Below are 24,347 nucleotides of genomic sequence, written 5' to 3'. Positions count from 1 at the left end.
TCCGCACATCTATAGAGGGCCGAATGAGCGATCTGTCACAAAAAATCACAGGCTATGACCTATGGCACCTCAAGCTGCCAGTGACCTCGCGGCGGGATCACGGCATTGGATCCGTCGAAGGCGTTTGCGAAATTGTTATCCTACGGCTGACATCCGAGGACGGCTCGCAAGGGTTTGGCGAAGCATCGCCCTGGTCAGTTTTTACCGGCACGCCAGAGGCAACCTTTGCTGCGCTCGATCGGTATCTGCGCTCACTTGTTTTGGGCGCAAAAGTCAGCGACAGATCCGCGATCATGGCGCGTGCCGCTTACGCTGTGGCGCACTGCACTGAAGCCAAAGCCGCACTGGAAACCGCGCTGCTGGATCTTTCAGGCCGGATCAGCAACGTGCCCGTTTGGTCTTTGTTGGGCGGCAAATGTCGGGACGCAATCCCCCTGAGTTGTTCCATCGCCAACCCTGATTTCTCGCAAGACATCGACCTGTTGGCACGGTTGCAGGACGATGATGTCCGTATCGTGAAACTCAAGACCGGGTTCAAGGATCACGCCTTTGACATCATGCGGCTGGAATACCTGGCCCAGAACTGCCCCGAGTTTTCGGTGCGCGTGGATTATAACCAAGGGCTCAATATCGAGGATGCACCGGCACAGGTCCGCGACGTCGCCCGGTTCGAACCCGATTTCATCGAACAGCCCGTGCGCGCTCATCACTTCGGCATGATGGCCAAGCTGCGCCAAATGACAGATGTGCCATTGCTGGCAGACGAGAGTGTGTTTGGCCCCGAAGACATGGAGCGTGCAGCCCGCGAAGGGATTTGCGACGGTGTTTCCGTCAAAATCATGAAATCCGGCGGCCTGACACGCGGTCAGACTGTTGCGCGTATTGCGGCTGCCCACGGCCTGACAGCCTATGGCGGCGACATGTTCGAGGCCGGCCCGGCCCATTTGGCCGGCACGCACATGATTGCCGCGACACCAGAAATCACTTTGGGCTGTGAGTTCTATCAGGCGTCATATTTCCTGAAAGAGGACATATTGGAAGAACCGTTCCAGATCAGGAACGGGCAAGTCTGCGTGCCGGATGGCCCTGGGCTTGGCGGCAAACCCGACTTGGACAAACTGAACCACTACGCAGTGTCAAAGGCGGTGGCGGCGTGAACGAGAAGAAAACCATAGCCGTCATCGGGGCTGGAATTGTGGGCGTATCCGCGGCTGTCTGGCTGCAGCGCGACGGTCACGACGTGATTTTGATCGACAAGGCCGGACCGGGTGAAGGAACCTCGCACGGCAATGGCGGCGTGCTTGCGTCATGCTCTATCGTACCCGTGACGGTTCCGGGACTACTCGGCAAAGCACCAAAGATGCTTTTTAGCCCCTCTCAGCCGCTGTTCCTGAAATGGAGGTACCTACCAAAGCTGTTGCCATGGCTCAGACAATACTTAAGCCACGCAAATGCCGCAGACGTGGAACGGATCGCTGCGGCCCTGACGCCCATCGTGGGCGACAGCCTGAACGACCACAAGGCGCTGGCCGCCGGAACTGGCGCTGAGAAATGGATCGTCCCAAGCGATTATCTGTTCCTCTACGAAAACCGCGCCCATTTCGAAGGTGATGCCTTTGGTTGGGGCATTCGGCGTAAGCATGGCTTTGCGTGGGAAGAGTTGGAAGGCAAGGCATTCCACGATTACGATCCAGTATTCTGTCAGGATATCGGGTTTGCGGCCAAGCTGTCAGACCATGGTCACATCACCGATCCGGGGCGATATGTCAAAGACCTAGCTGCACATGTTGAGGCGCAAGGAGGTCGGATCATCCAAGCCACTGTCGAAGACGTCACGCGCGAAGGCGGAAGCGTCACAGGCGTTCGCGCAGGTGGCGAAACCATTGCGTGCGACACGGCTATTGTAACGGCTGGTGTCTGGTCGGGACCTCTAGCGAAGCGATTGGGTGTTTCTGTCCCACTTGAAAGCGAACGCGGGTATCATCTTGAATTGGTGGAACCTTCTGACATGCCGCGCAGCCCGGTCATGGTCGCATCAGGTAAGTTTGTTGCAACACCCATGGATGGGCGCTTACGCTTGGCAGGCATTGTAGAGTTCGGAGGGCTGGAAGCACCGCCCTCTCGCGCGCCATTTGAATTGATGCGCAAGAATGCCCGGGCGGCTTTTCCGGGCATAACATGGAAGGAGGAAGTGGAATGGATGGGGCACAGGCCCGCCCCGGCTGACTCGATCCCGATCATTGGCGACGTACCCGGCATCAAGGGGGCCTATGTGGGCTTTGGGCACCATCACATCGGCCTGACAGGCGGGCCAAAAACCGGACGCCTTCTGGCCCAAATGATCGCGGGCAGAACCCCAAACGCGGATGTCAGCGTCTACGCGCCGTCACGCTACTCAACATAAGAACAAGCTGATGAGAAACATCGGCGTTTCAAAATACAATAGGGAGAAAACGATGAAAAAACTGACAAACCTTCTGGCAGCGACAGCTCTGACTGCAGCTGCAGCCGCACCGGCCATGGCCGAAAAATGGGACATGCCAATGGCTTATTCGGCGTCGAACTTCCACTCGGCCACAGGCGCGGAATTCGCCAAATGCGTGACCACCGGTACAGGTGGTGAGATCGAGATTGTGACGCACCCGTCCGGCTCGCTTTTCAAAGGTGCCGACATCAAACGCGCGATCCAGACCGGGCAGGCCCCGATTGGTGAGCGTCTATTGTCTGGCCACCAGAATGAAAATGCCCTGTTCGGGTTTGACTCAATCCCATTCCTCGCGACCTCTTTCGACGACAGCGCCAAGCTTTGGGAGGCCGCCAAGCCATCTATTGAAAAAGTATTGGCTGAACAGAACCTAACACTGCTTTACGCTGTGCCGTGGCCGCCTCAGGGCTTGTATTTCAAGAACGAGGTAAACTCGGTCGCTGACATGAAAGGCATAAAGTTCCGCTCGTACAACAATGCAACCTCGCGGTTGGCTGAACTGACGGGGATGCTGCCGGTGACAATTGAAGCCGCGGAAATCAGTCAGGCCTTTGCGACGGGTGTGGCGGATTCGATGGTGTCATCGGGATCGACCGGATATGACCGCAAGGTTTGGGAAAGCCTGAACTATTTCTACGAAGTCGATGCCTGGTTGCCGCGCAACTATGTGATGGTCAATTCTGATGTCTGGTCTGGTGTATCTGATGCCAACAAGAACGTCATCAAGGGCTGCGCTGAACTGGCAGAATACGCGGGCAATTGGCGCGCCAAGGAATACACCGGATTCACCCTGCAGGGTTTGCGGGATGGCGGGATGACCGTTGGCCCGGCTTCTGAACAGATGACGAATGAGCTGAAAGAGATCGGCGTGACCATGACCAATGAATGGCTGGAAGCTGCCGGTGACGAAGGCAAAGCCATCGTCGACGCGTTCAACGCGTCACAGTAACCTTTTTGATTTGGGCGGCGGGTCATCCAGCCGCCCTTTTCGCATCCAATCAAAACACAGCGGGGACAGCATGGCGGTTTTGCGAGGGCTTCGGTCCGTACTGGACTTTATATATCTTGCGGCAGGGGTGCTTGCGGCTCTCAGCCTCATTGCGATCCTGCTTTTGATCGTCGTGCAGATGCTGGCCCGCTGGACCGGTGAGGTCTTTCCCGGAGCGCCCGACTATGCTGGCTATGCCATGGCCGCCGCTTCCTTTCTTGCCTTTGCCAATGCGCTAAACAGGGGCAGCCACATTCGCGTGTCAATCCTGTTGAACGCTGTGCCTGATGGTGTCCGCCGCATATTGGAAGTCTGGTGTTTTGCAATCGCCACTGCCGTCATGTGGTATTTCTGCTGGTACGCTTATCGCTTTGTCTACTGGAGCTGGAAATTCAACGATGTCAGTCAAGGGCAGGACCGAACCGCCCTTTGGATCCCACAATCCGCGATGCTGCTAGGCGCGGTCATTCTGGCCATTGCTCTGACTGATCATTTGATCCACGTGCTTTTCAAGGGCGAACACCGCATCGTCCGCGATCTGGCCGATCAGAGTCACGGAGAGTAATCATGGAAAACCTCTCTGTCATCATTCTCTTTCTTTTTGTTCTCTTCACCTTGCTGGGCACCGGTGTTTGGGTCGGCTTGGCTTTGATGGGCGTTGCCTGGGTCGGAATGGAGCTCTTCACCACCCGTCCCGTCGGGGATGTAATGATCACCACAATCTGGTCGGCGTCGTCTTCGTGGACTCTGACCGCACTGCCCATGTTCATCTGGATGGGCGAGATTCTGTACCGAACGCGATTATCGGAAGACATGTTCAAGGGCCTGTCCCCGTGGATGGCCCCTTTGCCGGGCGGATTGGTGCACACCAATATCGTGGGTTGTACGGTTTTTGCAGCTGTCTCGGGCTCTTCAGCAGCCACGCTGACAACTGTTGGAAAGATGTCGATCCCCGAACTGCGCAAGCGCAACTATCCCGAGCGGATGATCATCGGGACATTGACCGGGGCCGCCACACTTGGGCTGATGATCCCGCCCTCACTGACCTTGATCGTCTACGGTGTGACGATCAATGAATCCATCACCAAGCTGTTCTTTGCAGGGATTCTTCCCGGTCTGGTACTGGCTGGGATGTTCATGGGCTACGTGGCGATCTATTCCAAACTCAGCAAAGACTGGAGCCCCAATTCCGAAGCCAAACTGAGTTTCTCAGAAAAGATCAAGAACTCTCGTTTCCTGCTGCCTGTAATCCTTTTGATCATGGTCGTGATTGGGTCGATGTATCTTGGATATGCCACCGCAACCGAGGCCGCGGCCTTTGGGGTCATCGGCGGGCTGCTGTTGGCGGCGGGACAAGGGTCGCTAACCTGGAAGACCTTTACCGAAAGCCTGATGGGCGCCACGCGCACCAGCGCGATGATTGCCCTCATTCTTGCGGGCGCTGCGTTCCTATCGCTGTCCATGGGCTTTACCGGCCTGCCGCGCGGTTTGGCCGATCTGATCGCCGGTTGGGAACTGACCCGGTTCGAGCTGCTTATGGTGTTGTTGGTTTTCTACATCATTCTGGGCTGTTTTCTGGATGGTATCTCTTCGGTCGTGCTGACCATGGCCGTGGTCGAACCCATGATCCGCGACGCCGGGATCGATCTGATCTGGTTCGGTATCTTCATCGTTGTTGTTGTCGAGATGGCGCAGATCACGCCCCCGATCGGGTTCAACCTGTTCGTCATGCAGGGCATGACCAACCACGAGATGAGCTATATTGCGCGGGCCGCCATTCCGATGTTCCTGATCATGGTTCTGATGGTCTTCATCCTGATCTGGTTCCCCGACCTTGCAACTTGGTTGCCCGAAAACCTGCGACAAAGTCCGGGCGGATAAGGCGGTTTTGAACCCGCTTCATCTGGCCGGGCGTCATGGCCCTTATGTTCTGATCTGCGGCTTGGCGGCAGGTCTACTTTTACCAGCTCTGGCGGAGCCAATGCGGGATTTGCTTCCGCCTTTGGTGGTGCTTTTACTGTTCGTGACTGTGCTGAGGATGGACCCCAGGACCATTCTGGGATCACTGAGTGACTTGCACAAAGTTGCGTTTACGGTTGTTGGATTTCAGCTGGTGACGCCGATGATCATCGTTGCGCTCGGATACGTGTGCGGATGGATCGGGACTCCCGTGCTTTTGTCCCTTCTTATCATGGCGGCAGCGCCGTCCATCTCGGGCAGTCCGAATATGTGCCTGATGATGGGCCACGCGCCAGAACATGCGATGCGACTGATGGTTGTCGGTACGGCCCTGTTACCTTTGACCGCCTTACCCATCTTTCTCGTAATGCCGCAGTTGGGCGACGTACAATCTGTCTTATGGGCTGGCGTGCGACTGTTGCTCACGATCTTATGCGCAACTGGCGCAGCCATATTTGTAAGGCGCACGGTTTTGCGCAACCCTTCACAATCCATGCTGATGAACCTTGAGGGGATGGGAACACTCACACTGGCCGTATTTGTCATCGGCCTGATGCCGTCGGTCAGCGCAACGGCGCTGGAGGACCCAGCTTTGGCTGCATTCTGGATCGCCTTTGCCTGTCTGGCCAACTTTGGCGCACAGATTGTCATGTTTCGCTTTACACAGGGCAAGCTACCTGCTGCGCAGGCAACTGCGGTGTCATTGATTGCTGGCAACCGCAACATCGCGATCTTTTTTGTGGCTCTTCCAACAGAGGTCACTGCCCCGATAATGGCCTTCATCGGAGCCTATCAAATTCCGATGTACCTGACCCCAATGATAATGCGCCGCCTCTACCAAAAGAACGCGCCATCGTGATCATTGATTGTGTGTGCCACTGTTTCGTACTGTGCTCTGCCAATCCCGTTTTTGTAAATCGGAACATTCAGGTGATGATCACGGCTGATGGGACTTTTCACAAAAAGTACTTTGATGGGGCGGCAAAACGAAGTGGCGCGAACCGCCAGAGTTGTAAGTCAGGTACAGGATACCTCCCCTCTCAGAGCAGCTACCGCGCGTGCCAATCATCGCATGCATGTGCCAGGATCAGTTGTTTCACGGTGATTTGAACAAATCTTTTCGCAGTGTCATCAACGCACCGGGGTCGATTTTGGCTTGAATAACCGTTGTTTCATTTGATGCGATTGCTTGTTCCAGCGCAGGACCAACCCCGCCTGGCCCATCGACCCATATACCTTTCCCACCACACAACTCGGCAAACTTGTCGAAACGGGGCGAGCGAATTTCGGCTCCAAGCAGACGGCCTCCGTAAAATTCCTGCTGATAGGCTTTTTCAGCCCCCCAAGCTTCGTTATCCAGAACGATGATTGTGATCGGCAGATAGTGTTGAATGGCGGTCTGTATCTCGATCATCGTATAGCCGACAGCCCCATCGCCCATAATCGCCACGACAGGGCGATCCGGTGCGGCGGCCTTGGCTCCAATTGCAGCGGCAAGGCCAAACCCGACAAGGCCGAAATCCAATGGCGTGATCAAAGACACCGGCGCGTAATGCGCCAACCGGTCTGCCGCCTGAAGACATGTGTTACCGGTGTCCAATGTCACAATAGCATCTTCCGGCAGCGTCGCGCGGATTTCGGCCAGCGCACGGCGTGGGTGCATGGGCAAGCTCTCAAGCTCTGCCTCTGCTGCGCGCTCGGCTGCCAGGGTGGCCATATCGGACCGAAACGCTTCGCGCCACGGGTCGCAATTAGGACGCATTGTGGCATCGATCAGGGCCTCGGCAGTCAGGCGGGCATCGCCTTGCGCTGCGATCTTGGCTGGGAAGTACCGCCCAACCACCGCGCTTTCGAGGTCCACATGGGCGATACGGGTATCAGCACCCACATACTCATTGAAATGAAAGGTTGAGTTGAATCCGAGCCCGGCACCCAACACCACCATAACATCCGCCTCGCGGGTTAATCGCACCGGCAATCACAACAATCGGTGAATCGGCCAAATGCGCCCCAGCCACCGCAGTCACGATGTTGATCACGCCGTGCCCGGCTTACGCCCCAAGAACCACACCGGGTTTACCCGTCATCCGCGCCCAAGCATCGGCCATATGCCCCGCAGCTCGTTCGTCGCGCGCTCCGACATAGGCGATTTCACCATCCTTATACATGGCGTCGTAAAGTTCGAGCGGCGATGTCAGAGGCATTCTGTTTGAGGCCGGTAGGGCGATTTCATAACCACTCGCCATGCCAAAACGCGATCTATTCAAGTACTTTAATAGCAGCAGGAAATCATCCGTCTTTCGGTAATGATATACGTTCGTTTCCCGCTTTCTTTGCGAAACGTCTAGGACCTGCTGCGGAAGCGCAGGATCGATGTAAGCCACGAAACGATCCGGTTCTGGTGGAATAGATTGGCCCGATGTTTGTCTCCGGAATACGGCATCCCGTAGCCGTAAGGCTGCGATGCGGGCGGCAATGTTGGTGGCACGTCGACGAAGTTTTCGTGAAGATCAATGGCGAACATCATACCTGCAACACGTTCTTTTAATCAGAGTAGTCCAACCTACACATGTGATTTTAGGAACATATCTCATGCAAGACATTTTTATTGACCGGAACGCCGAAAATGCAGGCCTCAAAGCAAACGAGAAAGCCAATATTGGCAATGACAAGGACGGCCTCAGGTCATCCGGTTATGAAACCAACCATCTAATCAAGGACAAGCTGAGCTTTTATAGCGAAGTTCTGAAATCGGACCGACCCAACTTGTCCGAAAAACCTGGCCGAGATTGGATTTTTTCGACTTTCAAATGAACCTCGCTGACAGGGTGTTGTCGGCAGACTGGCATATAGTATTGGGCCATGACGCAAAAAACCGGCAGATCGCTCGAAGATTTCAAACCCTGTAGAATTGCGGCGAGCCATTGCGTCAGCATTTAAGGGAGAAGCCCAAAGTCTCTGGATTGAATCTGAAATCTGTTCGAAGTTTGAGGTTCTTAGCAGAGTGAACAAGCAATTTGGCCTGCTGCCGAATTGCTATAGGACCGAGCCATCCCGTGTCGGGGTATTGGCCGAAAAGGAAAGTGACCAGACGATCTTGCTGCGAACCGTTTGGTCCGAAGTAGATACAGAAGACTCATCAACTGTGAGCCACGAAAGGTCAAACAAAGATATGGCCTATGACGAGTTCGTGAACGTTTTTTCGCACCCGGCGGCCATCAGAATCGACATTTCCGAGAGCGTGACGTTTCCGACGTTTTGCGAGTTCAGGTCGAGATTTAGAAATGCTGATCCATCAGTCCCGAAGTATTTTTCACCGGATAGGCCTCGGAGCATTTCTTTGGCCATTTAGCTTCTTAAGCCGTGTAGTGACATAACCGAATATGCCTGGTGGACCTATTGTCTGGAGCAGATGGCTGAGGGGGAGCTTAGCCATGACGAGTTTGACGAGCTCTACGTCAAAGATATTATGAGAGTTGTCTTTCAAGACGCGCTATCGAAGACGACTCGGTTTTGTCCCTGACGTCGGAGGTGGCTGGGTTTGGTGGTCTAAGCCTTGTTTTGTCCACCCTTGGATGCTTCAAACCATAAGTCTTGATCCCCGTATCGGCACATACTCTGTGTTGGCAAGTGCAACCCAAATTCAGCGTGCGTCGCCGGCAGGCACATAATTCTGATGGGTTGCTATTATAGTTTAGTGTTCTTTTGATTTGGCGGCAACAAGACCCATTGAGATGCTTCGTTTTTGAGCGGCAACTGCCCGTTATTTTTTGGCGTGGCAGGTGTTTTCGGCGGGATTCGGTGCGCCCAAGGCCCGTTCCTCAAAAAAATTCGGACAGGCAATAGGCCTCAGAATGGCTCTGTGAGCACGCTGAGTGCACTTTTTGGTTCCGAGGTCCAATCATACCAGAGCCAAGAAGGAACCCACTCTCTGGGTGCTACAGACGAATTCTAGGGGCACTTTAGATTCACCTGCCCTATCAGGCTCGATGAAAGCAATTCAACCTATTGGTATTGTTAACTTTTTTCTTGATTTTGCGAATCGAAGCCGAGTATCAGACCCCTGAGCGGTGCTGACAGTGAAGACCGGCACCCTCAAAATAACCCCGCATCAAAAAATGGTGCCAATAAATGGAGCAGCCCATGAGGCAGATAAAAATCACCACCAAAGCGACAGACGCGCAGCTGGAAGCTTTGAATACGAAGATAGAGAAAAACATGCAGAGAAAGTCAGAGGCCCAGGCCAAATTAAGCCGCCTGGAAACTCAGTTGCGGACCTCGGAGGAAATCAACACTGATCGGCCAGGGACCATAAAGGGCCAGATTGACAGGCTCCAAAAAGAGCTGCTGGAACTGGGTGCCACGCTGGACCAATACCGTTCAGAACAATCAGATCTGAAAGCGACGCTCCTTCAGCCATTGGCGGAACGCCTGTGCAAGATCAATGGAAAGGCGTCCACCTATACGTTGGACGCTGGTGATCTCAGAGTGCTCGCACAGGAGGCGGAAGATGTTCTCATCCAAAAAGGTGTGGCGCAGAAGAACCGGGCCGGAGCGGAAATAGAGTTCCGTCCTGCAGGAAAACCGGCGTCCAACCGCTACGCGAATATGGCAGGCGCCAGTATAACAACACGCGTAAAGCTGCGCCGGGCTACAGATGGCTGGAGACTGTTGGATGCGGCGCGGGATAGATGTTTTGTCAACCAACCTGAATTCCGGCAAATCCGCGTTCGACCCGCCGCGCATGACGACATCCTTCGAAAAGCCACCGACGGGATCACGGTGCTTTCGGATGACGCCGAAATCTGACAGCCGCGCTTTGTCTGTGAGCTGATCCAGATCATTCGCTGATCGATTGCCCGACGCGGTGTACGCGAGACAGGGCCTGTCTTCCTAAACCTCAAAGAACACCAGGCACATCGTCCCGTCGGATGATGACGGGACAGCTGTGCCAAATCGAAGGAAATACCTTGAGACATTTCTCACCTCTCCACCCTCTATGCCACGACCTGATGCTTGAAACAGACAGGATCAACAAAATACAGCTGAAGACCCTCGTTCTTGTTCACCCCGGAAGTCTATTTAGAAGCGCCGATTACAATGTGGGACACTGCGTTGCAGAAGAACGCAGAGACATAATCCGAAACCAACTGCTGACCCACCTTGGCCAACTCATCGTCATGGACGGATTTCTGTCAGATGAAATCGACGAAGAATTTAACGACGCCATTTTCACTGGCCTCTCCAATGCTTGCCAAATCGCCCGGTATTATGAGTTGCTCAATCCCGCCTCCACATTGCGTGTGTGGGGGTGTGACGGAGGAGAGCACCCATTTGATGAATGGGAGAGTTTCGGCAACAACGGTGTACCCCTTGTGTTCGAGCGTCAGGAAGCGGCCGCTGAGGCTCTATCCCCGTACATTAAAACGGACGAAATCGAAGTCACTGGGGCCTGGGCCACCGAGCATGGTCGATGGGGCTGTGTGAACTCAGTAGCAGAAGTGCTGCGGGACAGTCTTCCAGGTACGAAGGTAAGGATTTCCGAGACTGCGTTGTTTGAAGAGCATCGGTCCCGTACCGACACCATCACGCCGCTCTTCAATCTTGAACAAAGCAACAACAAGGTCAGAGGTAGCCATGGCCATTCTTGATATGAACATGATCCGGGCGTACTTCATGCTGGATCTTTCGACTGCGCATCTGCCACTCGAAACGGTCGAACAGATCGAACGCGGCGAATTCTATCGCGACCCCTATCTGCGCAGCGACTACGGGTTCGTATTTCAGATCAACGAATATCACACATTGAAAGAATGTGAACGAGAACTCAGCGAGTGCCCCTGCCCTGCGTTTCGCGCTGCACTCAAGATCGCATGGAAATACAATTTGCGATTCATCATGTACGATCAGGACGCAGAGCCTCACTTCGATGTGGAAGAGTTGCCGATCTATGAGTGGTGAGACAATCTTTCAGCATCTCCGCCAGCGCCTAATCAAGGCACTGCTGCATTGGAAGCGCAGATTATCCATTCCTCAGATATTGCAGCCACCACAATTGAATTGCACCCGGAGGGTGTTTTCCCTTCGGGCGCAGCAAGTACTCAAACCACTCACTTCCGGCTTAGCCGTAGCCCGGTTTTGACAGTATTCTAAGTCAATACCATGACGGACTTGTGGGGAAACAGGATTGCCAGTGAACTCGGGCACTTCGTGAGTAGTGCGTGTTTGATCCGACTGATGTCGACGGCCGAGCCGACTCTGAGCAGTCATTTGGACTCGGGTTAAGCCCCTAAGTGGTACCATATATCGAATCATGATTGACTCCAGTACCATATATGGTACCGTGATAAGAGGGTGTCGTTTCCGCCCTGACCCCATTTGTCGGGCATGTCGAAGGCTAGGCTAGAACGTAAGACAGATAAAACTCGATACTGTACCGGCTTCTTTGAGGCCAGGTGCCCGACCCTGGTCCTTATACGGAGAATCCAATGGCAATTTTGATAACGCCAACAGCAATACGTGTTCACGATCTGAAACGGGCGGCAAAAGAGAACAAGGGCAAGACACCTTGCCTCTCGCTAAATGCACGTCTCGAGCAGATTGCTTTTGAGGAGCTAAAGCGGGTCGACAAGATCCTGATGACGTCGTATGTCACACGCAGATCGAGGTCTGGAGAGACAGCGACCATCGAGTATTTCCAACCCAATAATTGTTGGGAGCTGCTCATGAGTGAATGCTGGACTCTGGATACCGACGCAAGAGAACTCCGATCAAACCCACCTCAAATTGCTCGCGGACAGGTAACGCGACGGCCACCAATGGTAATCTCCTGGGCGATGAGCCTGTCGATATCTGACACTGTGCCGGAGCTGGAGATCGATCGAGGGAAAGTTCCCGGTCACGCTACGCTGAGTATGTTGCCAACCATAGAGCGACGCGGTCCCGGCGACTATCCGATCGTTATCCATGTTGGCGTCGATAGCGACTGTCATGTTCCGGTGTCAGATCCACAAACAGTGCTGCTCCAATCAGACAGCGACTTGGACCGTGGTGCGGCTCTGATCGTGTTCGCACAGGACATGAGACAGCGCTGCAAGGATATCGCAGAAGTTTTGGTTGTGGATGACCGAGCCGATCTTGAGATGCAATGTGCGGATCTCCACGACCGAAAGAGGGCAACCTGCCTGCTGATGTTAGGTCCCCTGCATGGTGTGCCGGGGTTTATGGCCGCCTATCTTATGCAACCCGTTCTTCCATCGGATGAGCCCTGCGTGGGCATTCTCAACCTAAGTGAAACAGAGGTCTTTTCGATTGCCCAGTTGTCCCTCTTAGCATGGAATGCCATCGTCGCAGAGGTTTCCGACACCCCTGGCCTATGTGAGGATAACAACGGAAATCAGGTGAGCGTTCCCATCCGCGGGCAGGATTTCCTCAGCCTTCGGGAGGCTGTGTTTCATGGGCGGCACGTTGGTCCAAGGTTCATTTACGAAGAAGCACCCTGGATTGTTGACCGTGTACCTTCACCTATCATGGCCAGAGTTGCGGCCATCACCGATGGGGAACAGGAAGGCTGGATCATGTCTTTGGAGAGTCAGCCTGCGTAACAAAACGCATAGGGTACCGAATTCCCTTCGGTGCCCCCTGGCCTTCCCTACGCCAAGACGACAGACGATGCGAGATCGCGCAGTTACCGCTCCAGATCCAGTCACATGGTAAAAGTTAAACCGACAGCCTGAAACATCATATCCAGCATAGAGAGACCTGGATCAGTCCCGGCTTACTCCAGCTGTTAAACCTCCACTAAACCCGGTGATCCTATTATGTTTCTGAATTTTAGAAGCAGAATTTTTATGACGAAGAACAATGACCGGTACAGGCAGGGCGGGCTGGATCGCTACTACACGAAGCCACAAATCGCAGAAGATCTTGTCCGTGGCTTAGCAAGCCATCTCGAGGAATTGAAACTGGATGTCGACTTCGAAAAAGTCATCGAACCTTCCGCTGGAGCGGGCGCCTTCCTCGACCCACTAAAAACGCTCGGACGCCCGGTCATTGCCCTGGATATTGCGCCAGCTGATGCTGGGATCCAATCAGTCGATTTCTTTGATTATAAGAACACCAAGCCGGCGGCATATGTTGGCAATCCACCCTTTGGAAACGCTGCCCACCTGGCAACGCGTTTCTTCAATCATGCTGCGCATAATGCGGCCGAAATCATTGCATTCATCGTCCCACAGACGTTTCGGAAAGCGAGCATAAAGGACCGGTTGCACAGGATGTTTCATCTCTCACTGGACATGGACGTGGCAAAAAATGCGTTTTTGCTCGACGGAGAGGAACGTGACGTGCCGTGCGCTTTCCAGGTGTGGCGGCGCACATCTACAATACGACTATTAGCGACCCTAAAATCTTCTCGCTGGATTGAGTTCACTGATCCCAAGAAGGGCGATTATGCCATCCGGCGCATTGGACGCGACGCCGGACAGCTCTTAGTTGGGCTGGATCACAATCCGTCGAACACTTTGTTTTTCCGGGCTGAACACGATGACGTTATTTCCGTGTTGCGGGACAATCCAGACCTTAAGCGGCATGGCGACAATACAGCTGGCATCAGATCCGTCTGCAAAAGTGAAATCTTCAATGTTGTCGACGCTGGGATGGCACGCATGTTGGACCAGAGCGCGCTGTCCAGGCCATGTTGTCAAAACTGATCGACTCTAAGGACGTCGTGATTGAAAAGGGTGAAACACAAAGCCAACCCATTTAAACAGACCAGACGCTGAATGTGCTGCTTATTGCTGCACTGCAATGTCCCAGAAGCAGCCATTCATGCAGAGTGTAGCGAACGACCGGTTTAAGCCCAAAGCGATCTTTGAATATTTAAGACATCCGGACGGCTGGGAGATAGGATGCCGCGAGAAATGCGGCAATTTCGCACAGCTTTCGACAGTCAAATTTTGGTGCCGACAGATGGCTATGGTCTTTGGCGCTGATTGGCGTTTTATCGGCTCAAAACTTTGAAAACGGCTTGTTTGTCCAGAAATCAAACAACATTTTCGCTATCTCGGTCTGGTGATGTGCATAGACCACCACATCGAGCTTTTCCTGGCCCAGTTGGTTGCGCAGGGAGATCAACTCACCACTCTCAATTTCCTTGTGCACCATACTGAACGGCAACCAACCAACACCAAGACCGTTCAGGATCATTTCTTTTGCCCCACTTGAAAAGGCCGTCTGGCAAACGGGGTTTTTGCTGAAATCCGCGGTTCCGAAAGGGAGTTTGCTCTTGTTCAATGCTTCGCCAAAGTAGCTGTTTTCGGGATAGACGACGGCCGGCGTATCCAGAGGTACGTCACCGGTTCCGTACACTGCGTACCGCAATCCGCCACCGATGACCGGAATGAGGTAGTCGTGGCCCCAAGCACCGCGAAGAATGCCTGCTCCGAACGGCATTGGGGCGACGGTTTGCGTCTCATAGCATAGCAACATGTTGGTATCGCCGCGCAGGAACAGAGTGACACAATCGTTCAGATTGGCAGTCCTGAGACGAAGACGGAGCCCCTTGAACGTGGCACGCGCACGCAGCGCCATATCGGGGAAGGTGGAGACGACCGATGCGTGTGTCGCGGCGATCGTCACAATCGAAACGGTGGGGCCATGTTGCGCAATTTTTGTGCGCAGGTCATTTAGCCTAACGATCAAAGAGCGGATTTCGGCTTCGTTCGAGGCCAGTGCCGGACTGATCTCTATTCGGTTCGATTTGCGATCGAGAACGTCAATACCCAGCCACTCCTCAAAACTTCGAATACGCCTTGAGAACGCTGGTTGCGTGATGTTTCTGCGGGCCGCGGCCCGCGTCATGTTCCGCTCCTCCAGAAGGACCAGAACATCATCAAACCACAGCATATTCATCCGTACCTCCTTTGCACCCAAAGAAAATGTATGAGCAGGCTGCGAAATATGCACTGTTTTTCTTCTTTTTCTTTTGAAAGTGTTTGGCTTTAGGCAAAAGCAGGGAGAGTGTGGTGGCTGAGACAATTCAAATGACCGGCGGTGAAACGATGGTCGCGCCAGAGGTGATTTTGAGTTTGTGCAAGGAACTATCGCTGACGCTGGCGAAATTTCCCCGCGTATCGCTTGGCCATCTTCCCACGCCTTTGGAGCCGATGGATCGCCTGAGCGAGGTTTTGGGTGGTCCGCGTATTTGGGTCAAACGGGATGATTGCACCGGCCTATCGTCGGGTGGGAACAAGACCCGTAAGCTGGAATTTCTGATGGCTGACGCAGTCCAAAAAGGCGCAGATACAATCATCACGCAAGGGGCGACGCAATCTAACCACGCGCGCCAGACAGCAGCGGCGGCCGCAAAACTTGGCCTTGCGTGCCATATCCTGCTTGAGGATCGTACGGGTTCCAATGACCCGAACTATATTCTGAATGGAAACGTCCTGTTGGATCGACTGCATGGTGCCAGTGTCTCCAAGCGTCCCGGTGGTGCGGACATGAACGCCGAGATGGAAGCCTGCGCCGCGCGGATGAAGACAGAAGGCAAAAGCCCCTACATCATCCCGGGCGGTGGATCAAACCCGATCGGGGCATTGGGCTACGTGAATTGCGCACGCGAGTTATGCGAACAGGCCGCCAATGCCGGGTTGAAAATTGATGCGCTGGTACATGCGACCGGCAGCTCGGGCACACAAGCCGGATTGGTCGCCGGTCTTGCCGCCCTAGAAAGTGACATTCACCTTTTGGGCATCGGCGTGCGGGCCCCGCAAGACAAACAGGAAGGCATGGTCCATGATCTGGCCGTACGTACTGTCGAATATATGGAGACGGGTACGCCCATTGCGCGCGAAAATGTGCGCGCAAACTGCGACTACGTCGGTGCAGGATATGGTCTTCCGACCGAAGGGATGATTGACGCGCTCAAGCTGTTGGCCCGCACCGAAGGGCTTCTGTTCGACCCGGTCTATTCGGGTAAAGGGTTGGATGGTCTCATCGACCAAACACGCAAAGGCTATTTCGATGGCATGGACAATGTCGTCTTTCTGCACACCGGCGGAAGCGCAGCCCTGTTTGGCTATCCCGAAACTTTTGAACTTCCTGGCTACGTGGCCTGAAATCTACAACTAACCAACACGGAGATATCAAATGTCATTCAAAAAATACTTGATCAGCGCGGCTTTGGTTTCAGCTCTCGGCGCACCACTCGCCGCTGAAGAGGTTAAGATCGGTGTTCCCACTTGGACCGGAGCACAGGCTATTGCCCATGTCTTGGGTGAGATCGTGACCACCCGCATTGGCGGCACAGTGGAGTATGTGCCGGGCAACAATGCCACGATTTTTCAAGCGATGGATCAGGGTAAGGGTGACATCGACGTTCACCCTGATGTATGGCTGCCAAATCAGGAAGCGTTCACCAAGCAATACGTTGATGCTGCCGGTACCGTGACGTTGTCATCGAACCCCTACCAGGGCAACCAGGGTTTCTGCGTCTCCAAAGACTTTGCCGCAGAGATGAACATCACCGACATCGCGGATCTTGGACGCCCCGATGTGGCGGCTGCGATGGACAGCGATGGCAATGGTAAGGGTGAGATGTGGATCGGTGCGCCCGGCTGGGCCTCGGCCAATGTCAACGAGGTGAAGGTGCGCGACTATGGCCTGTTGGATTTCATCGATCCGATCCGCGCCGAGGAAGCTGTGAAGACCGCGCGCATCAAGGACAGTATTGCCAAAAAAGAAGGATATGCCTTCTACTGCTATGAGCCGCATGCTGTTTGGTACATGTTTGACGTAGTGATGCTGACCGAACCGACTTATGACCCTGAAAAATACGTGATGGTGCAACCCTCCGACGACCCTGACTGGTACAACAAGTCGATGGTAGCCAGTAAGGACGCTCTGAAGGAAGTTCAGATCGCCTGGTCCAACTCGCTTGCGGATCGCTCGCCGGCGATTGCGGAATTCTTCGCCAACTTCTCCCTGACCGCCGATGACGTGAGCTCGCTGGCCTTCGAGATCAGTGCCAATGGGCGCGATGCTGAGGAAGTTGCGGCCGAATGGGTTAACGCCAATTCCGAGCGCGTAGATTCGATGCTGGGTCTCTGAGCCAGGCCAAAAAAACAACGGGCAGCACCTAGCGGTGCCGCCCCACTTGAAGGCATGCACGGGTGGGCGGATGAGCGACGAGACTGTAATCGAAATTTCCAACATCTGGAAAATCTTCGGGGCAAAACCCGAGGCCGCTCTTGAAGCCATTCGTGCGCGGGGGCTGACCAAAGCTGAAGTCCTTGCTGAATTCAACGCGGTGGTGGGCGTGGCCGATGTCAGCCTCGACGTCAAACGCGGTGAGATCTTCTGTATCATGGGTCTATCAGGGAGCGGCAAATCCACACTCGTACGCCATTTCAATCGCCTGCTTGAACCAACGGCCGGCAAGATCGAGATCGAGGGCACGGACGTCATGGCACTCGGCACAAAGGAACTTCAGGCTTTCCGCAACCGGAAAATCGGGATGGTCTTCCAGAATTTTGCGCTGATGCCCCACCGTTCAGTCCTTGATAACGTAGCAATGCCGCTGGAAATCCGCCAGGTCGCCAAGAACGAGCGTATGCGGCAGGCGGCCGCCATTCTCGACATTGTCGAATTGGGGGCTTGGGGGTCGAAATTCGCTCACGAACTCTCTGGCGGCATGCAGCAACGTGTGGGGCTTGCCCGTGCGCTCGCGGCCAACCCTGATGTTCTACTGATGGATGAGCCCTTCTCCGCACTTGATCCCCTGATCCGGCGGCAGTTGCAGGATGAGTTCATCCGGCTGTCCAAAATCCTCAAAAAGACCACGATCTTCATCACTCATGATCTGGATGAGGCCGTCCGTATAGGAGATCGGATTGCCATCATGCGTGACGGCAAGATGGTGCAGATCGGCTCGGCAGAGGACATTGTCATGCATCCCGCTGATGACTACGTTGCTGATTTCGTGGCCGGGATATCGCGCCTGAAGGTGGTGCATGCTCATGCGGCGATGCAGACCTTGGACAGCTACCTCGCGACGCACGGCCCGCTGCCCGCTGACATCGACCGGGTGGACCACAATGAGACACTTTCCGCTTTAATTACGCGAGCCATCGACGATGAACGGCCGGTTCTGGTGTCCGAAGGCGGCGAAGATAGAGGTGTCATCACTCGCGCAGATCTGTTGCGCACCGTGATTGAAGGGACGGAAATGTCATGAGCGAAGATCTTGGTGTGAACCCCCTTGAAGACACAGAAAGCGAAGCCGCGCAGGCCTACGCCGAGGAACGCCGCGAGAATATCCGCACCTTTGTGCGCACAAGTCCCGACTACTACATCCGCAACTTCGACAAGATCGGATCGTCCGCGCGCTTTACGGCAACCTTCAATGTGATGGCCGGGCTTTTTGGTCCGATCTGGTTCGGCGCACGCGGACTTTGGTCATGGGCATTGGCCTTTCTTGTCGTCGAGGCAATCGGCTTTGTGCAGATAGCGCGGGGCCTATTCGGAGATCTGGGAGCGGATGCGCTGGCCCGTGTGACCTCGATCGAAGGTACGCTCGATTTGCGCTACAAGCAGCTTGCTGCAGCTCAAGAAAGCGGCTCGGATCGAGCCGCCGCCATCCAGCGCCAGATCGAAGGGCTGGAGGCCAACATTGAAGGTTTCCGCGCCGAGGCAGAGCTGCTCGCCGCGCAAGGCCCATCGATTGCACTCACCGGGGTTATCATCTTACTTGTGGCCAAGCTCATACAGGCTGTGGCCGCCAACTGGGCACTGGAGGCCCGGTTTTCTGACTGGCTCTCAGATCGCGCCATTCGCTCTGGCATGCCGGTCAGTCAGATTGTTTTTAGCGCGGGTTTCATGATCTTGTTGGTCGCGACCGCAATGATCCACTACAGTTTCCCCGGCCGTTTTTCATTTCTTAGCGAGTTTCCGACCGATAACTCAATCCGCCTGGCCAGTATTGACAGCGTAGAGGGCTTTATCGCCTGGTGCGTCGCCAACAGTGTGGCGTTCTTTGACGGTCTCACCGCGGCCATTCGCTGGTTGCTGGATGCCATGGAGGTTGCGTTGGTTCAAACCCCTTGGATAGTGGTGGCCGCGCTGATCGTTCTGTTGACCTGGCTCACGGCTGGGTTGCGCATGGCTATATGGTCTGGTGGCTTTCTGGCCTACATGGGCCTTCTCGGCTTCTGGGAAAAAGCTATGACCACTTTGGCGCTTCTCGGCACTGCGGCACTGCTTTCCATCGTGATTGGCATTCCTTTGGGCATGTTCTCTGCTCGCCGACCGCGGTTCTACGCTGTCATCCAGCCGATCATGGATTTCATGCAGACCATGCCTGCCTTTGTCTTCATGGTACCTGTGATTGCCTTTTTCGGGGTTGGCAAGCCAGCGGCAGTCATTGTCACTATGATCTTCGGTGGGACACCCGTGGTACGCCTTACAGTTTTGGGTCTGCGTGGTGTTCCTGAGAGCGTGCGTGAAGCCGCGATCAGTTTTGGCGCCAACAAGTGGTACCTTCTCACCAAAGTTGATCTACCGCTCGCCAGCCCCTCCATTCGCGCAGGCATCAACCAGACAATCATGCTGTCATTGGCCATGGTCGTGGTTGCTTCGCTTATTGGTGCGAAAGGGCTGGGCGAAGACGTCCTCGAGGCGCTTCAGTACGCCAATGTGGGCCAGGGTATCCTCGCAGGCTTTGCCATTCTCTTCTGCGCGATGATCCTTGATCGGATCGTTCAAGGTCAGCGAAAGTGACCCCCCTTGTCCTTGTTCATGGTTTCATGGGGGGCAGCGCACAATGGGATGGGTGTCACGATACACTGCAGCAGCATGCAGATGTGATTGCCGTCGACCTGCCCGGATTTGGAGCAAATGCGCATCTGCCGCCAATTGACAGTATTGGCGGATATGCGGATTGGGTCGTCCAGTACCTCCGCAGCCTCGGAGTGGAGAGTTATCATCTGCTGGGTCACTCCATGGGCGGCATGATCGCTCAGGAAATCGCTTTGCGAGATCGTGAGAGGATTAACCGCCTTGTGCTTTACGCAACTGGCGCGGTCGGTGTTTTGCCAGGCAGGTTCGAGACCATTAAACAGAGTAAACAGCGCGCTTCGGAAGACGGCCCGGCGGCCACCGCACGTCGGATCGCAGCGACTTGGTTTCTGGATCGCGAAGCTGCACCAGGATATGAACACTGCGCCGGGATCGCCGCTCAAGCCAAACTGGCCGCCATAAATGCTGGGCTTGAAGGGATGCGATCCTGGTCAGGAGAGCAGAACCTTAGCCGGATTCGGCAGGAAACACTTGTGCTTTGGGGCGATCAAGATCGGACATATCCATGGAGCCAAATTCAAAGGCTTTGGGAAACAATTCCCAATACATCGCTAGCAGTTGTGCCAGGCTGCGCTCACGCTCTACATGCCGAGAGACCTGATTTTTTCATACGTTTAATCTCCGACTTTTTGGACCGCTGAGCGATGCGAACAACTTAGACTTTTGTAGAATGGCAGCCGAAGTCAGCTTTGTTCCGCACAACGCACATTCAGTGAAAACGTTCTAATGTCTGCTTCGAGCCCAGAGCGGACGCTTGAATCCGCCGGATTAGATGCTTCCTTCTAGTCGATGCATCTTTGATTTTTGGTTCAATCTGGTTAAGGCACTTGTTGAAGGGCCAACTCATCACGATGGAGTGAGATTTGTTTTCGAAATTCAAGTCATCGATACGAATGTACAAGAATTCGATACTACGGCAAGAAAGAGCTATGACCCAAGCTTTGGATGCTTTGGAACGTATTGAAGCTCGCCTAGACGCCTTGAGAGGCAGTACCCCCCCTCTCCCCAACCTCTTTCGAGAGCAGTTCCTCCTGACTTTGATCCCACCATGTACTTGGCACTGAATAGAGATGTTGCGGCAGCAGGTCTCGATCCGTTTGAGCATTTTGTTAACTCCGGTGCGAGGAAAGGTAGGGTTTATAAACCATCATACGCTCAAGATGGTTTAGTAACGATCCACGATAGCAGCTTCCGAAATGAGACAAGTTTTGCGCGCGCATACTCGAGAGGATTGGCAGCTAACGAGCAGATTGAGTTCAATTGGCACTGGCGCTTCCACGTGGGTCTTTGGGCAGCGCGCTGTGCTTCTCGTCTATCTGGTGACTTTGTTGAATGCGGCGTGAATCGTGGGTTCTTAAGTTCTGGAATTATGGAAGACCTTGACTGGGATACGCTTAGGAGAACGTTTTGGCTGCTAGATACTTTTTCAGGCATAGACACAGACGGAATATGCTCCGAGGAAAACGATCCTGGCGCCTCAGAACGCAACAAACACCACTTTGAGTCAGGCCTTTACTCCAGCGATCTGGAGAGTATTCGAGTTAACTTTTCCCAATGGGAGAATACGCGAATTATCGTTGGCGCGGTTCCGGGGACGTTAGATTCAATTACGTTGGAACAAATCGCATTTGCGAGCATCGATATGAATACCGCCCCGCCGGAAGTGGCCGCAATGGAGTTCTTGTGGCCTCGCCTAGTATCCGGCGCAATGGTAGTTCTGGATGACTATGCCTACCATGGCTATCGCAATCAAAAACTTGCGATGGACGATTTTGCTGCCCGTTACAATACGTCGGTTCTTTCATTGCCAACCGGTCAAGGATTGATCGTGCGGCCGCCTGATTACTAACCAAATCGACAAAACTTATGAGGAAGTGTTCGCAACTAATCGAATGCGGTGAAATGTACTTATCTCAGTTGCTGGAAAGGTTCTCGGGCTTCTCTAAAATTCGTCATCGGCGATTACTTGCGTGTCCGAACTATCAATTACAGATCTTCGAACGGGAACTTTGTCCGGAAAGCCTCCTTTTTTGCGGTATGATCCGTGCGAACTTTGCGCTTAAACCAGTCACATTCTAACTTTGATATATATCAATACAATTCGATTTTTTTTGAGGACGCTTCCAGATGCTTGGCTGTTTGAATCGCGAGAGTGTGTAATGCCTGTAATTGTAAAGTGGTTGAAGACAGCAGCAATAGCGATCATTTTGAGTGGGTGTACTGAAGGCCCCGCATATCAAGAGGCTGTCGCGACCCAATCTTCGATTCCCGCGGAAAAAGGGCGCATCGCAGTGTTTCGCACGCAACAAGTTCAGGGATTTGGCGTAAAGCCGGCTGTTTTGGTTAATGGTTTGCCGACGGGGAAGTGCGAAGTGGACAGCGTTTTCTTTGTGGATGTTCCTCCAGGCCAACACACGGTGAGCGCAAGCACGATGGAAACGAGCTTAGTCAAAGTGAGCGTAGCGGCAGGACGGACAACATACGTGCTTTGCACAATCAAAATTGTTGCAGTCACGGGAGTTGTTCAACTTGTTCCCGTTACCGCGGCAAGTGCCACACCAAAAATGAATGAACTAGTTTTCACAGGACAGTACTAACCACCTGTGGTTGGTGATTTACCGTCAGGACTAATGCTTCATCTTGGTTACAGGTGAGTAATGTAGCGCCCTCCGTTCTTTGGAGAGATATGTGAAAACGCAACCGTTGACGGAACGCGAAAAGCCTTCGCGTTGGAAATCCTGGATCAAACCATGCCTCGCCTTCTTTATCGTATGTCTCATCGGGTCCAAGGCAAGTGCAGACGCTGTGGTCAAGCACATCAAAACAATGCGGGATTATAATCTGTTTGAGATCGACGGCGCCCCACCAGAACGCCCCCTAAGGTTCTATATCGGAGAGAACGCAGCATTTGCGGTCTGCGGTCATTGTTTATGCGCCACTGGCATAATGAAAGGCCGTTATCCCAAACTAAGGATCAGACCCACCTCTGCTTCGCCAGCGTGCAAATGGGGCTCTCCTGGAATTGAAGCGGACTCACCCATGCTGGAGATATTTCTGAGTATGAAAAGGATCACTGCAACAGAAGGCAGCTTGGTGTTCGTCGATGGAAACGGCCGCGAAATGCGCTTTCTGCTTGAATCCGCAAACCTAAGCCCACCCTAGCGTACAGCCTGTCGGCTTTGTCTTGCCGGTTCAACCGATGGCCTCAAGACACTCCTCGAACTTCTCCGCGGTTTAGAAGTAATTCAAGGTCATTCTCGGCCGCTCGCTGAGCTCCCGGGCGACGGCATTGAGGTGTTCTTGGCTATGGACAGATAGGTCGGTGCCTTTTGGGAAGTACTGGCGCAAGAGCCGGTTGGTATTCTCGTTTGCGCCGCGTTGCCATGGCTTGTGGGGGTCACGGAAGTAGATTTCCAAGTCGGTAGCCAAGGACAGGCTCTTGTGATCGGCCAGCTCTTTGCCGCGGTCCCAGGTCAGCGAGAGGCAGAGCTCTTTCGACAGATGTTGGACCTGTGCCGCCAACGCAGCCACGACAGCTTGCGTTTCTTTGCCGCTGACTTTGGCGAGCATGACATAGCGGGTGCGCCGCTCGACCAGCGTGGCGATAAAGCTGTTCTTAAGGCCGGCGATCAGGTCACCTTCCCAGTGACCGAGAATGGCGCGGTCCTCGACAGCGGCAGGCCGCTCCCGGATCGAGATCGCATCCTTGATCTGCCCAAGGCCGTCGCGTTTCAGGCTTGCGTAGCGAGACCGCCGGACAAAGCGGACTTTGGGACTAAGCGCAGCGAATGTCTGCTTTCCGCCCTCTCTGCATAACTAAACTGCCCTCTTCGTGCTGATTACGAACTTCCAAATCTAATATTGATCACAACCCCAAAACACAAACAAAAGACCCCGGGTCCTGAGACCCGGGATTGTTCGTTGGCCGCGCAAAGACAGCCCAATCTTGAGAGCGGGGAAATTGAGCTATTTGTGCACAAGTGCTGTGCACGTCTTCGCTCTTTCAGAGTGCTCCCAGTGAAGACGAATTCAATACCTGACCCCAAAGGACAACCAAAT

The 24,347-nt window shown here is 54.1% G+C and carries 22 protein-coding genes and 2 pseudogenes; 20 read left to right on the top strand and 4 right to left on the bottom strand.

The window, feature by feature from the left end; all coding sequences use genetic code 11:
- Positions 1-23: 23 nt before the first annotated feature.
- From GOV91_RS13100 to GOV91_RS13075, 6 genes are all read left to right on the top strand, one after another.
- Positions 24-1,157: an enolase C-terminal domain-like protein gene (locus tag GOV91_RS13100; RefSeq protein WP_171235843.1), complete on the top strand. Its 1,134-nt coding sequence runs from the start codon at positions 24-26 to the stop codon at positions 1,155-1,157.
- Positions 1,154-2,404 (top strand): FAD-binding oxidoreductase, encoded by a 1,251-nt coding sequence (locus tag GOV91_RS13095; protein WP_171235842.1) that lies wholly within the window; start codon positions 1,154-1,156, stop codon positions 2,402-2,404. The genes GOV91_RS13100 and GOV91_RS13095 overlap by 4 nt, the downstream gene beginning before the upstream one ends.
- 52 nt (positions 2,405-2,456) lie before the next feature.
- Complete coding sequence (locus GOV91_RS13090) at positions 2,457-3,434, top strand: TRAP transporter substrate-binding protein (protein WP_171095086.1); 978 nt, start codon at positions 2,457-2,459, stop codon at positions 3,432-3,434.
- 70 nt (positions 3,435-3,504) lie between these two features.
- Positions 3,505-4,038: a TRAP transporter small permease gene (locus GOV91_RS13085; protein ID WP_171176690.1), complete on the top strand. Its 534-nt coding sequence runs from the start codon at positions 3,505-3,507 to the stop codon at positions 4,036-4,038.
- Between the two features lie 2 nt (positions 4,039-4,040).
- Complete coding sequence (locus tag GOV91_RS13080) at positions 4,041-5,354, top strand: TRAP transporter large permease (protein ID WP_171235841.1); 1,314 nt, start codon at positions 4,041-4,043, stop codon at positions 5,352-5,354.
- 7 nt (positions 5,355-5,361) lie between these two features.
- Positions 5,362-6,291, top strand: coding sequence for a hypothetical protein (locus GOV91_RS13075; RefSeq protein ID WP_171235840.1), 930 nt, complete (start codon positions 5,362-5,364; stop codon positions 6,289-6,291).
- Positions 6,292-6,528: 237 nt separating this feature from the next.
- On the opposite strand, the gene GOV91_RS22920 is transcribed toward GOV91_RS13075, so the two are convergent.
- Complete coding sequence (locus GOV91_RS22920; RefSeq protein ID WP_371732318.1) at positions 6,529-7,404, bottom strand: thiamine pyrophosphate-dependent enzyme; 876 nt, start codon at positions 7,402-7,404, stop codon at positions 6,529-6,531.
- 79 nt (positions 7,405-7,483) lie between these two features.
- Positions 7,484-7,636 carry a thiamine pyrophosphate-binding protein gene (locus GOV91_RS22720; RefSeq protein WP_254440664.1) on the bottom strand — a complete coding sequence of 51 codons (153 nt, stop codon included), beginning with the start codon at positions 7,634-7,636 and terminating at the stop codon, positions 7,484-7,486.
- Between the two features lie 40 nt (positions 7,637-7,676).
- Here GOV91_RS22720 and GOV91_RS22715 point away from each other — a divergent pair.
- The 7 genes and pseudogenes from GOV91_RS22715 to GOV91_RS13040 all read left to right on the top strand — a co-directional run.
- A pseudogene (locus GOV91_RS22715) lies at positions 7,677-7,959 on the top strand (IS6 family transposase); the annotation flags it as partial.
- A 65-nt stretch (positions 7,960-8,024) separates the two neighbouring features.
- Positions 8,025-8,246 (top strand): hypothetical protein, encoded by a 222-nt coding sequence (locus GOV91_RS13065; RefSeq protein WP_171235839.1) that lies wholly within the window; start codon positions 8,025-8,027, stop codon positions 8,244-8,246.
- A gap of 1,329 nt (positions 8,247-9,575) precedes the next feature.
- The gene (locus GOV91_RS13060; RefSeq protein ID WP_171235838.1) at positions 9,576-10,241 is read left to right on the top strand and encodes a hypothetical protein; all 666 of its coding nucleotides are present in this window, start codon (positions 9,576-9,578) and stop codon (positions 10,239-10,241) included.
- A gap of 203 nt (positions 10,242-10,444) precedes the next feature.
- On the top strand, positions 10,445-11,083 hold the full coding sequence (locus tag GOV91_RS13055; RefSeq protein WP_171235837.1) for a hypothetical protein: 639 nt from the start codon (positions 10,445-10,447) through the stop codon (positions 11,081-11,083).
- Positions 11,070-11,393 (top strand): hypothetical protein, encoded by a 324-nt coding sequence (locus GOV91_RS13050; RefSeq protein ID WP_171235836.1) that lies wholly within the window; start codon positions 11,070-11,072, stop codon positions 11,391-11,393. Before GOV91_RS13055 ends, GOV91_RS13050 begins: the two co-directional genes overlap by 14 nt.
- 527 nt (positions 11,394-11,920) lie before the next feature.
- Positions 11,921-13,036 (top strand): hypothetical protein, encoded by a 1,116-nt coding sequence (locus GOV91_RS13045; protein WP_171235835.1) that lies wholly within the window; start codon positions 11,921-11,923, stop codon positions 13,034-13,036.
- Positions 13,037-13,282: 246 nt separating this feature from the next.
- Positions 13,283-14,143: a hypothetical protein gene (locus tag GOV91_RS13040; RefSeq protein ID WP_171235834.1), complete on the top strand. Its 861-nt coding sequence runs from the start codon at positions 13,283-13,285 to the stop codon at positions 14,141-14,143.
- 298 nt (positions 14,144-14,441) lie between these two features.
- Here the strand turns inward: GOV91_RS13040 and GOV91_RS13035 are convergent, their stop codons facing one another.
- Positions 14,442-15,470 (bottom strand): LysR family transcriptional regulator, encoded by a 1,029-nt coding sequence (locus GOV91_RS13035; RefSeq protein WP_254440663.1) that lies wholly within the window; start codon positions 15,468-15,470, stop codon positions 14,442-14,444.
- 23 nt (positions 15,471-15,493) lie between these two features.
- Here GOV91_RS13035 and GOV91_RS13030 point away from each other — a divergent pair, with 23 nt between their 5' ends.
- The 7 genes from GOV91_RS13030 to GOV91_RS13000 all read left to right on the top strand — a co-directional run bounded on the left by GOV91_RS13030 (position 15,494) and on the right by GOV91_RS13000 (position 22,885).
- On the top strand, positions 15,494-16,552 hold the full coding sequence (locus GOV91_RS13030) for a D-cysteine desulfhydrase (protein WP_254440673.1): 1,059 nt from the start codon (positions 15,494-15,496) through the stop codon (positions 16,550-16,552).
- Between the two features lie 31 nt (positions 16,553-16,583).
- Entirely contained in the window at positions 16,584-17,543 is a 960-nt protein-coding gene (locus GOV91_RS13025; RefSeq protein ID WP_171235833.1) for a glycine betaine ABC transporter substrate-binding protein, read from the top strand.
- 70 nt (positions 17,544-17,613) lie between these two features.
- The gene (locus tag GOV91_RS13020; protein ID WP_171235832.1) at positions 17,614-18,669 is read left to right on the top strand and encodes a glycine betaine/L-proline ABC transporter ATP-binding protein; all 1,056 of its coding nucleotides are present in this window, start codon (positions 17,614-17,616) and stop codon (positions 18,667-18,669) included.
- Entirely contained in the window at positions 18,666-20,210 is a 1,545-nt protein-coding gene (locus GOV91_RS13015; RefSeq protein ID WP_171235831.1) for an ABC transporter permease subunit, read from the top strand. The genes GOV91_RS13020 and GOV91_RS13015 overlap by 4 nt, the downstream gene beginning before the upstream one ends.
- Entirely contained in the window at positions 20,207-20,929 is a 723-nt protein-coding gene (locus tag GOV91_RS13010; RefSeq protein WP_171235830.1) for an alpha/beta fold hydrolase, read from the top strand. The genes GOV91_RS13015 and GOV91_RS13010 overlap by 4 nt, the downstream gene beginning before the upstream one ends.
- 407 nt (positions 20,930-21,336) lie before the next feature.
- Positions 21,337-22,137 carry a TylF/MycF/NovP-related O-methyltransferase gene (locus GOV91_RS13005; RefSeq protein WP_171235829.1) on the top strand — a complete coding sequence of 267 codons (801 nt, stop codon included), beginning with the start codon at positions 21,337-21,339 and terminating at the stop codon, positions 22,135-22,137.
- Positions 22,138-22,447: 310 nt separating this feature from the next.
- Complete coding sequence (locus GOV91_RS13000) at positions 22,448-22,885, top strand: DUF2846 domain-containing protein (RefSeq protein ID WP_171235828.1); 438 nt, start codon at positions 22,448-22,450, stop codon at positions 22,883-22,885.
- Between the two features lie 637 nt (positions 22,886-23,522).
- On the opposite strand, the pseudogene GOV91_RS12995 reads toward GOV91_RS13000, so the two are convergent.
- Positions 23,523-24,053, bottom strand: a pseudogene (locus GOV91_RS12995) (IS30 family transposase); the annotation flags it as partial.
- Positions 24,054-24,347: the final 294 nt, after the last annotated feature.

Source organism: Ruegeria sp. HKCCA6837 (assembly GCF_013034475.1).
Lineage (GTDB): Bacteria > Pseudomonadota > Alphaproteobacteria > Rhodobacterales > Rhodobacteraceae > Ruegeria.
This window is presented reverse-complemented; position numbering and strand designations above follow the sequence as displayed.

Bases quoted from the DNA above. Each gene is read 5' to 3' on its own strand.
- GOV91_RS13100 (WP_171235843.1), top strand. From the start codon at position 24: ATGAGCGATCTGTCACAAAAAATCACAGGCTATGACCTATGGCACCTC.
- GOV91_RS13090 (WP_171095086.1), top strand. From the start codon at position 2,457: ATGAAAAAACTGACAAACCTTCTGGCAGCGACAGCTCTGACTGCAGCT.
- GOV91_RS13085 (WP_171176690.1), top strand. From the start codon at position 3,505: ATGGCGGTTTTGCGAGGGCTTCGGTCCGTACTGGACTTTATATATCTT.
- GOV91_RS13080 (WP_171235841.1), top strand. From the start codon at position 4,041: ATGGAAAACCTCTCTGTCATCATTCTCTTTCTTTTTGTTCTCTTCACC.
- GOV91_RS22720 (WP_254440664.1), bottom strand. From the start codon at position 7,636: ATGCCTCTGACATCGCCGCTCGAACTTTACGACGCCATGTATAAGGAT.
- GOV91_RS13065 (WP_171235839.1), top strand. From the start codon at position 8,025: ATGCAAGACATTTTTATTGACCGGAACGCCGAAAATGCAGGCCTCAAA.
- GOV91_RS13060 (WP_171235838.1), top strand. From the start codon at position 9,576: ATGAGGCAGATAAAAATCACCACCAAAGCGACAGACGCGCAGCTGGAA.
- GOV91_RS13055 (WP_171235837.1), top strand. From the start codon at position 10,445: ATGCTTGAAACAGACAGGATCAACAAAATACAGCTGAAGACCCTCGTT.
- GOV91_RS13050 (WP_171235836.1), top strand. From the start codon at position 11,070: ATGGCCATTCTTGATATGAACATGATCCGGGCGTACTTCATGCTGGAT.
- GOV91_RS13045 (WP_171235835.1), top strand. From the start codon at position 11,921: ATGGCAATTTTGATAACGCCAACAGCAATACGTGTTCACGATCTGAAA.
- GOV91_RS13040 (WP_171235834.1), top strand. From the start codon at position 13,283: ATGACGAAGAACAATGACCGGTACAGGCAGGGCGGGCTGGATCGCTAC.
- GOV91_RS13030 (WP_254440673.1), top strand. From the start codon at position 15,494: ATGGTCGCGCCAGAGGTGATTTTGAGTTTGTGCAAGGAACTATCGCTG.
- GOV91_RS13025 (WP_171235833.1), top strand. From the start codon at position 16,584: ATGTCATTCAAAAAATACTTGATCAGCGCGGCTTTGGTTTCAGCTCTC.
- GOV91_RS13020 (WP_171235832.1), top strand. From the start codon at position 17,614: ATGAGCGACGAGACTGTAATCGAAATTTCCAACATCTGGAAAATCTTC.
- GOV91_RS13015 (WP_171235831.1), top strand. From the start codon at position 18,666: ATGAGCGAAGATCTTGGTGTGAACCCCCTTGAAGACACAGAAAGCGAA.
- GOV91_RS13005 (WP_171235829.1), top strand. From the start codon at position 21,337: ATGTACTTGGCACTGAATAGAGATGTTGCGGCAGCAGGTCTCGATCCG.
- GOV91_RS13000 (WP_171235828.1), top strand. From the start codon at position 22,448: ATGCCTGTAATTGTAAAGTGGTTGAAGACAGCAGCAATAGCGATCATT.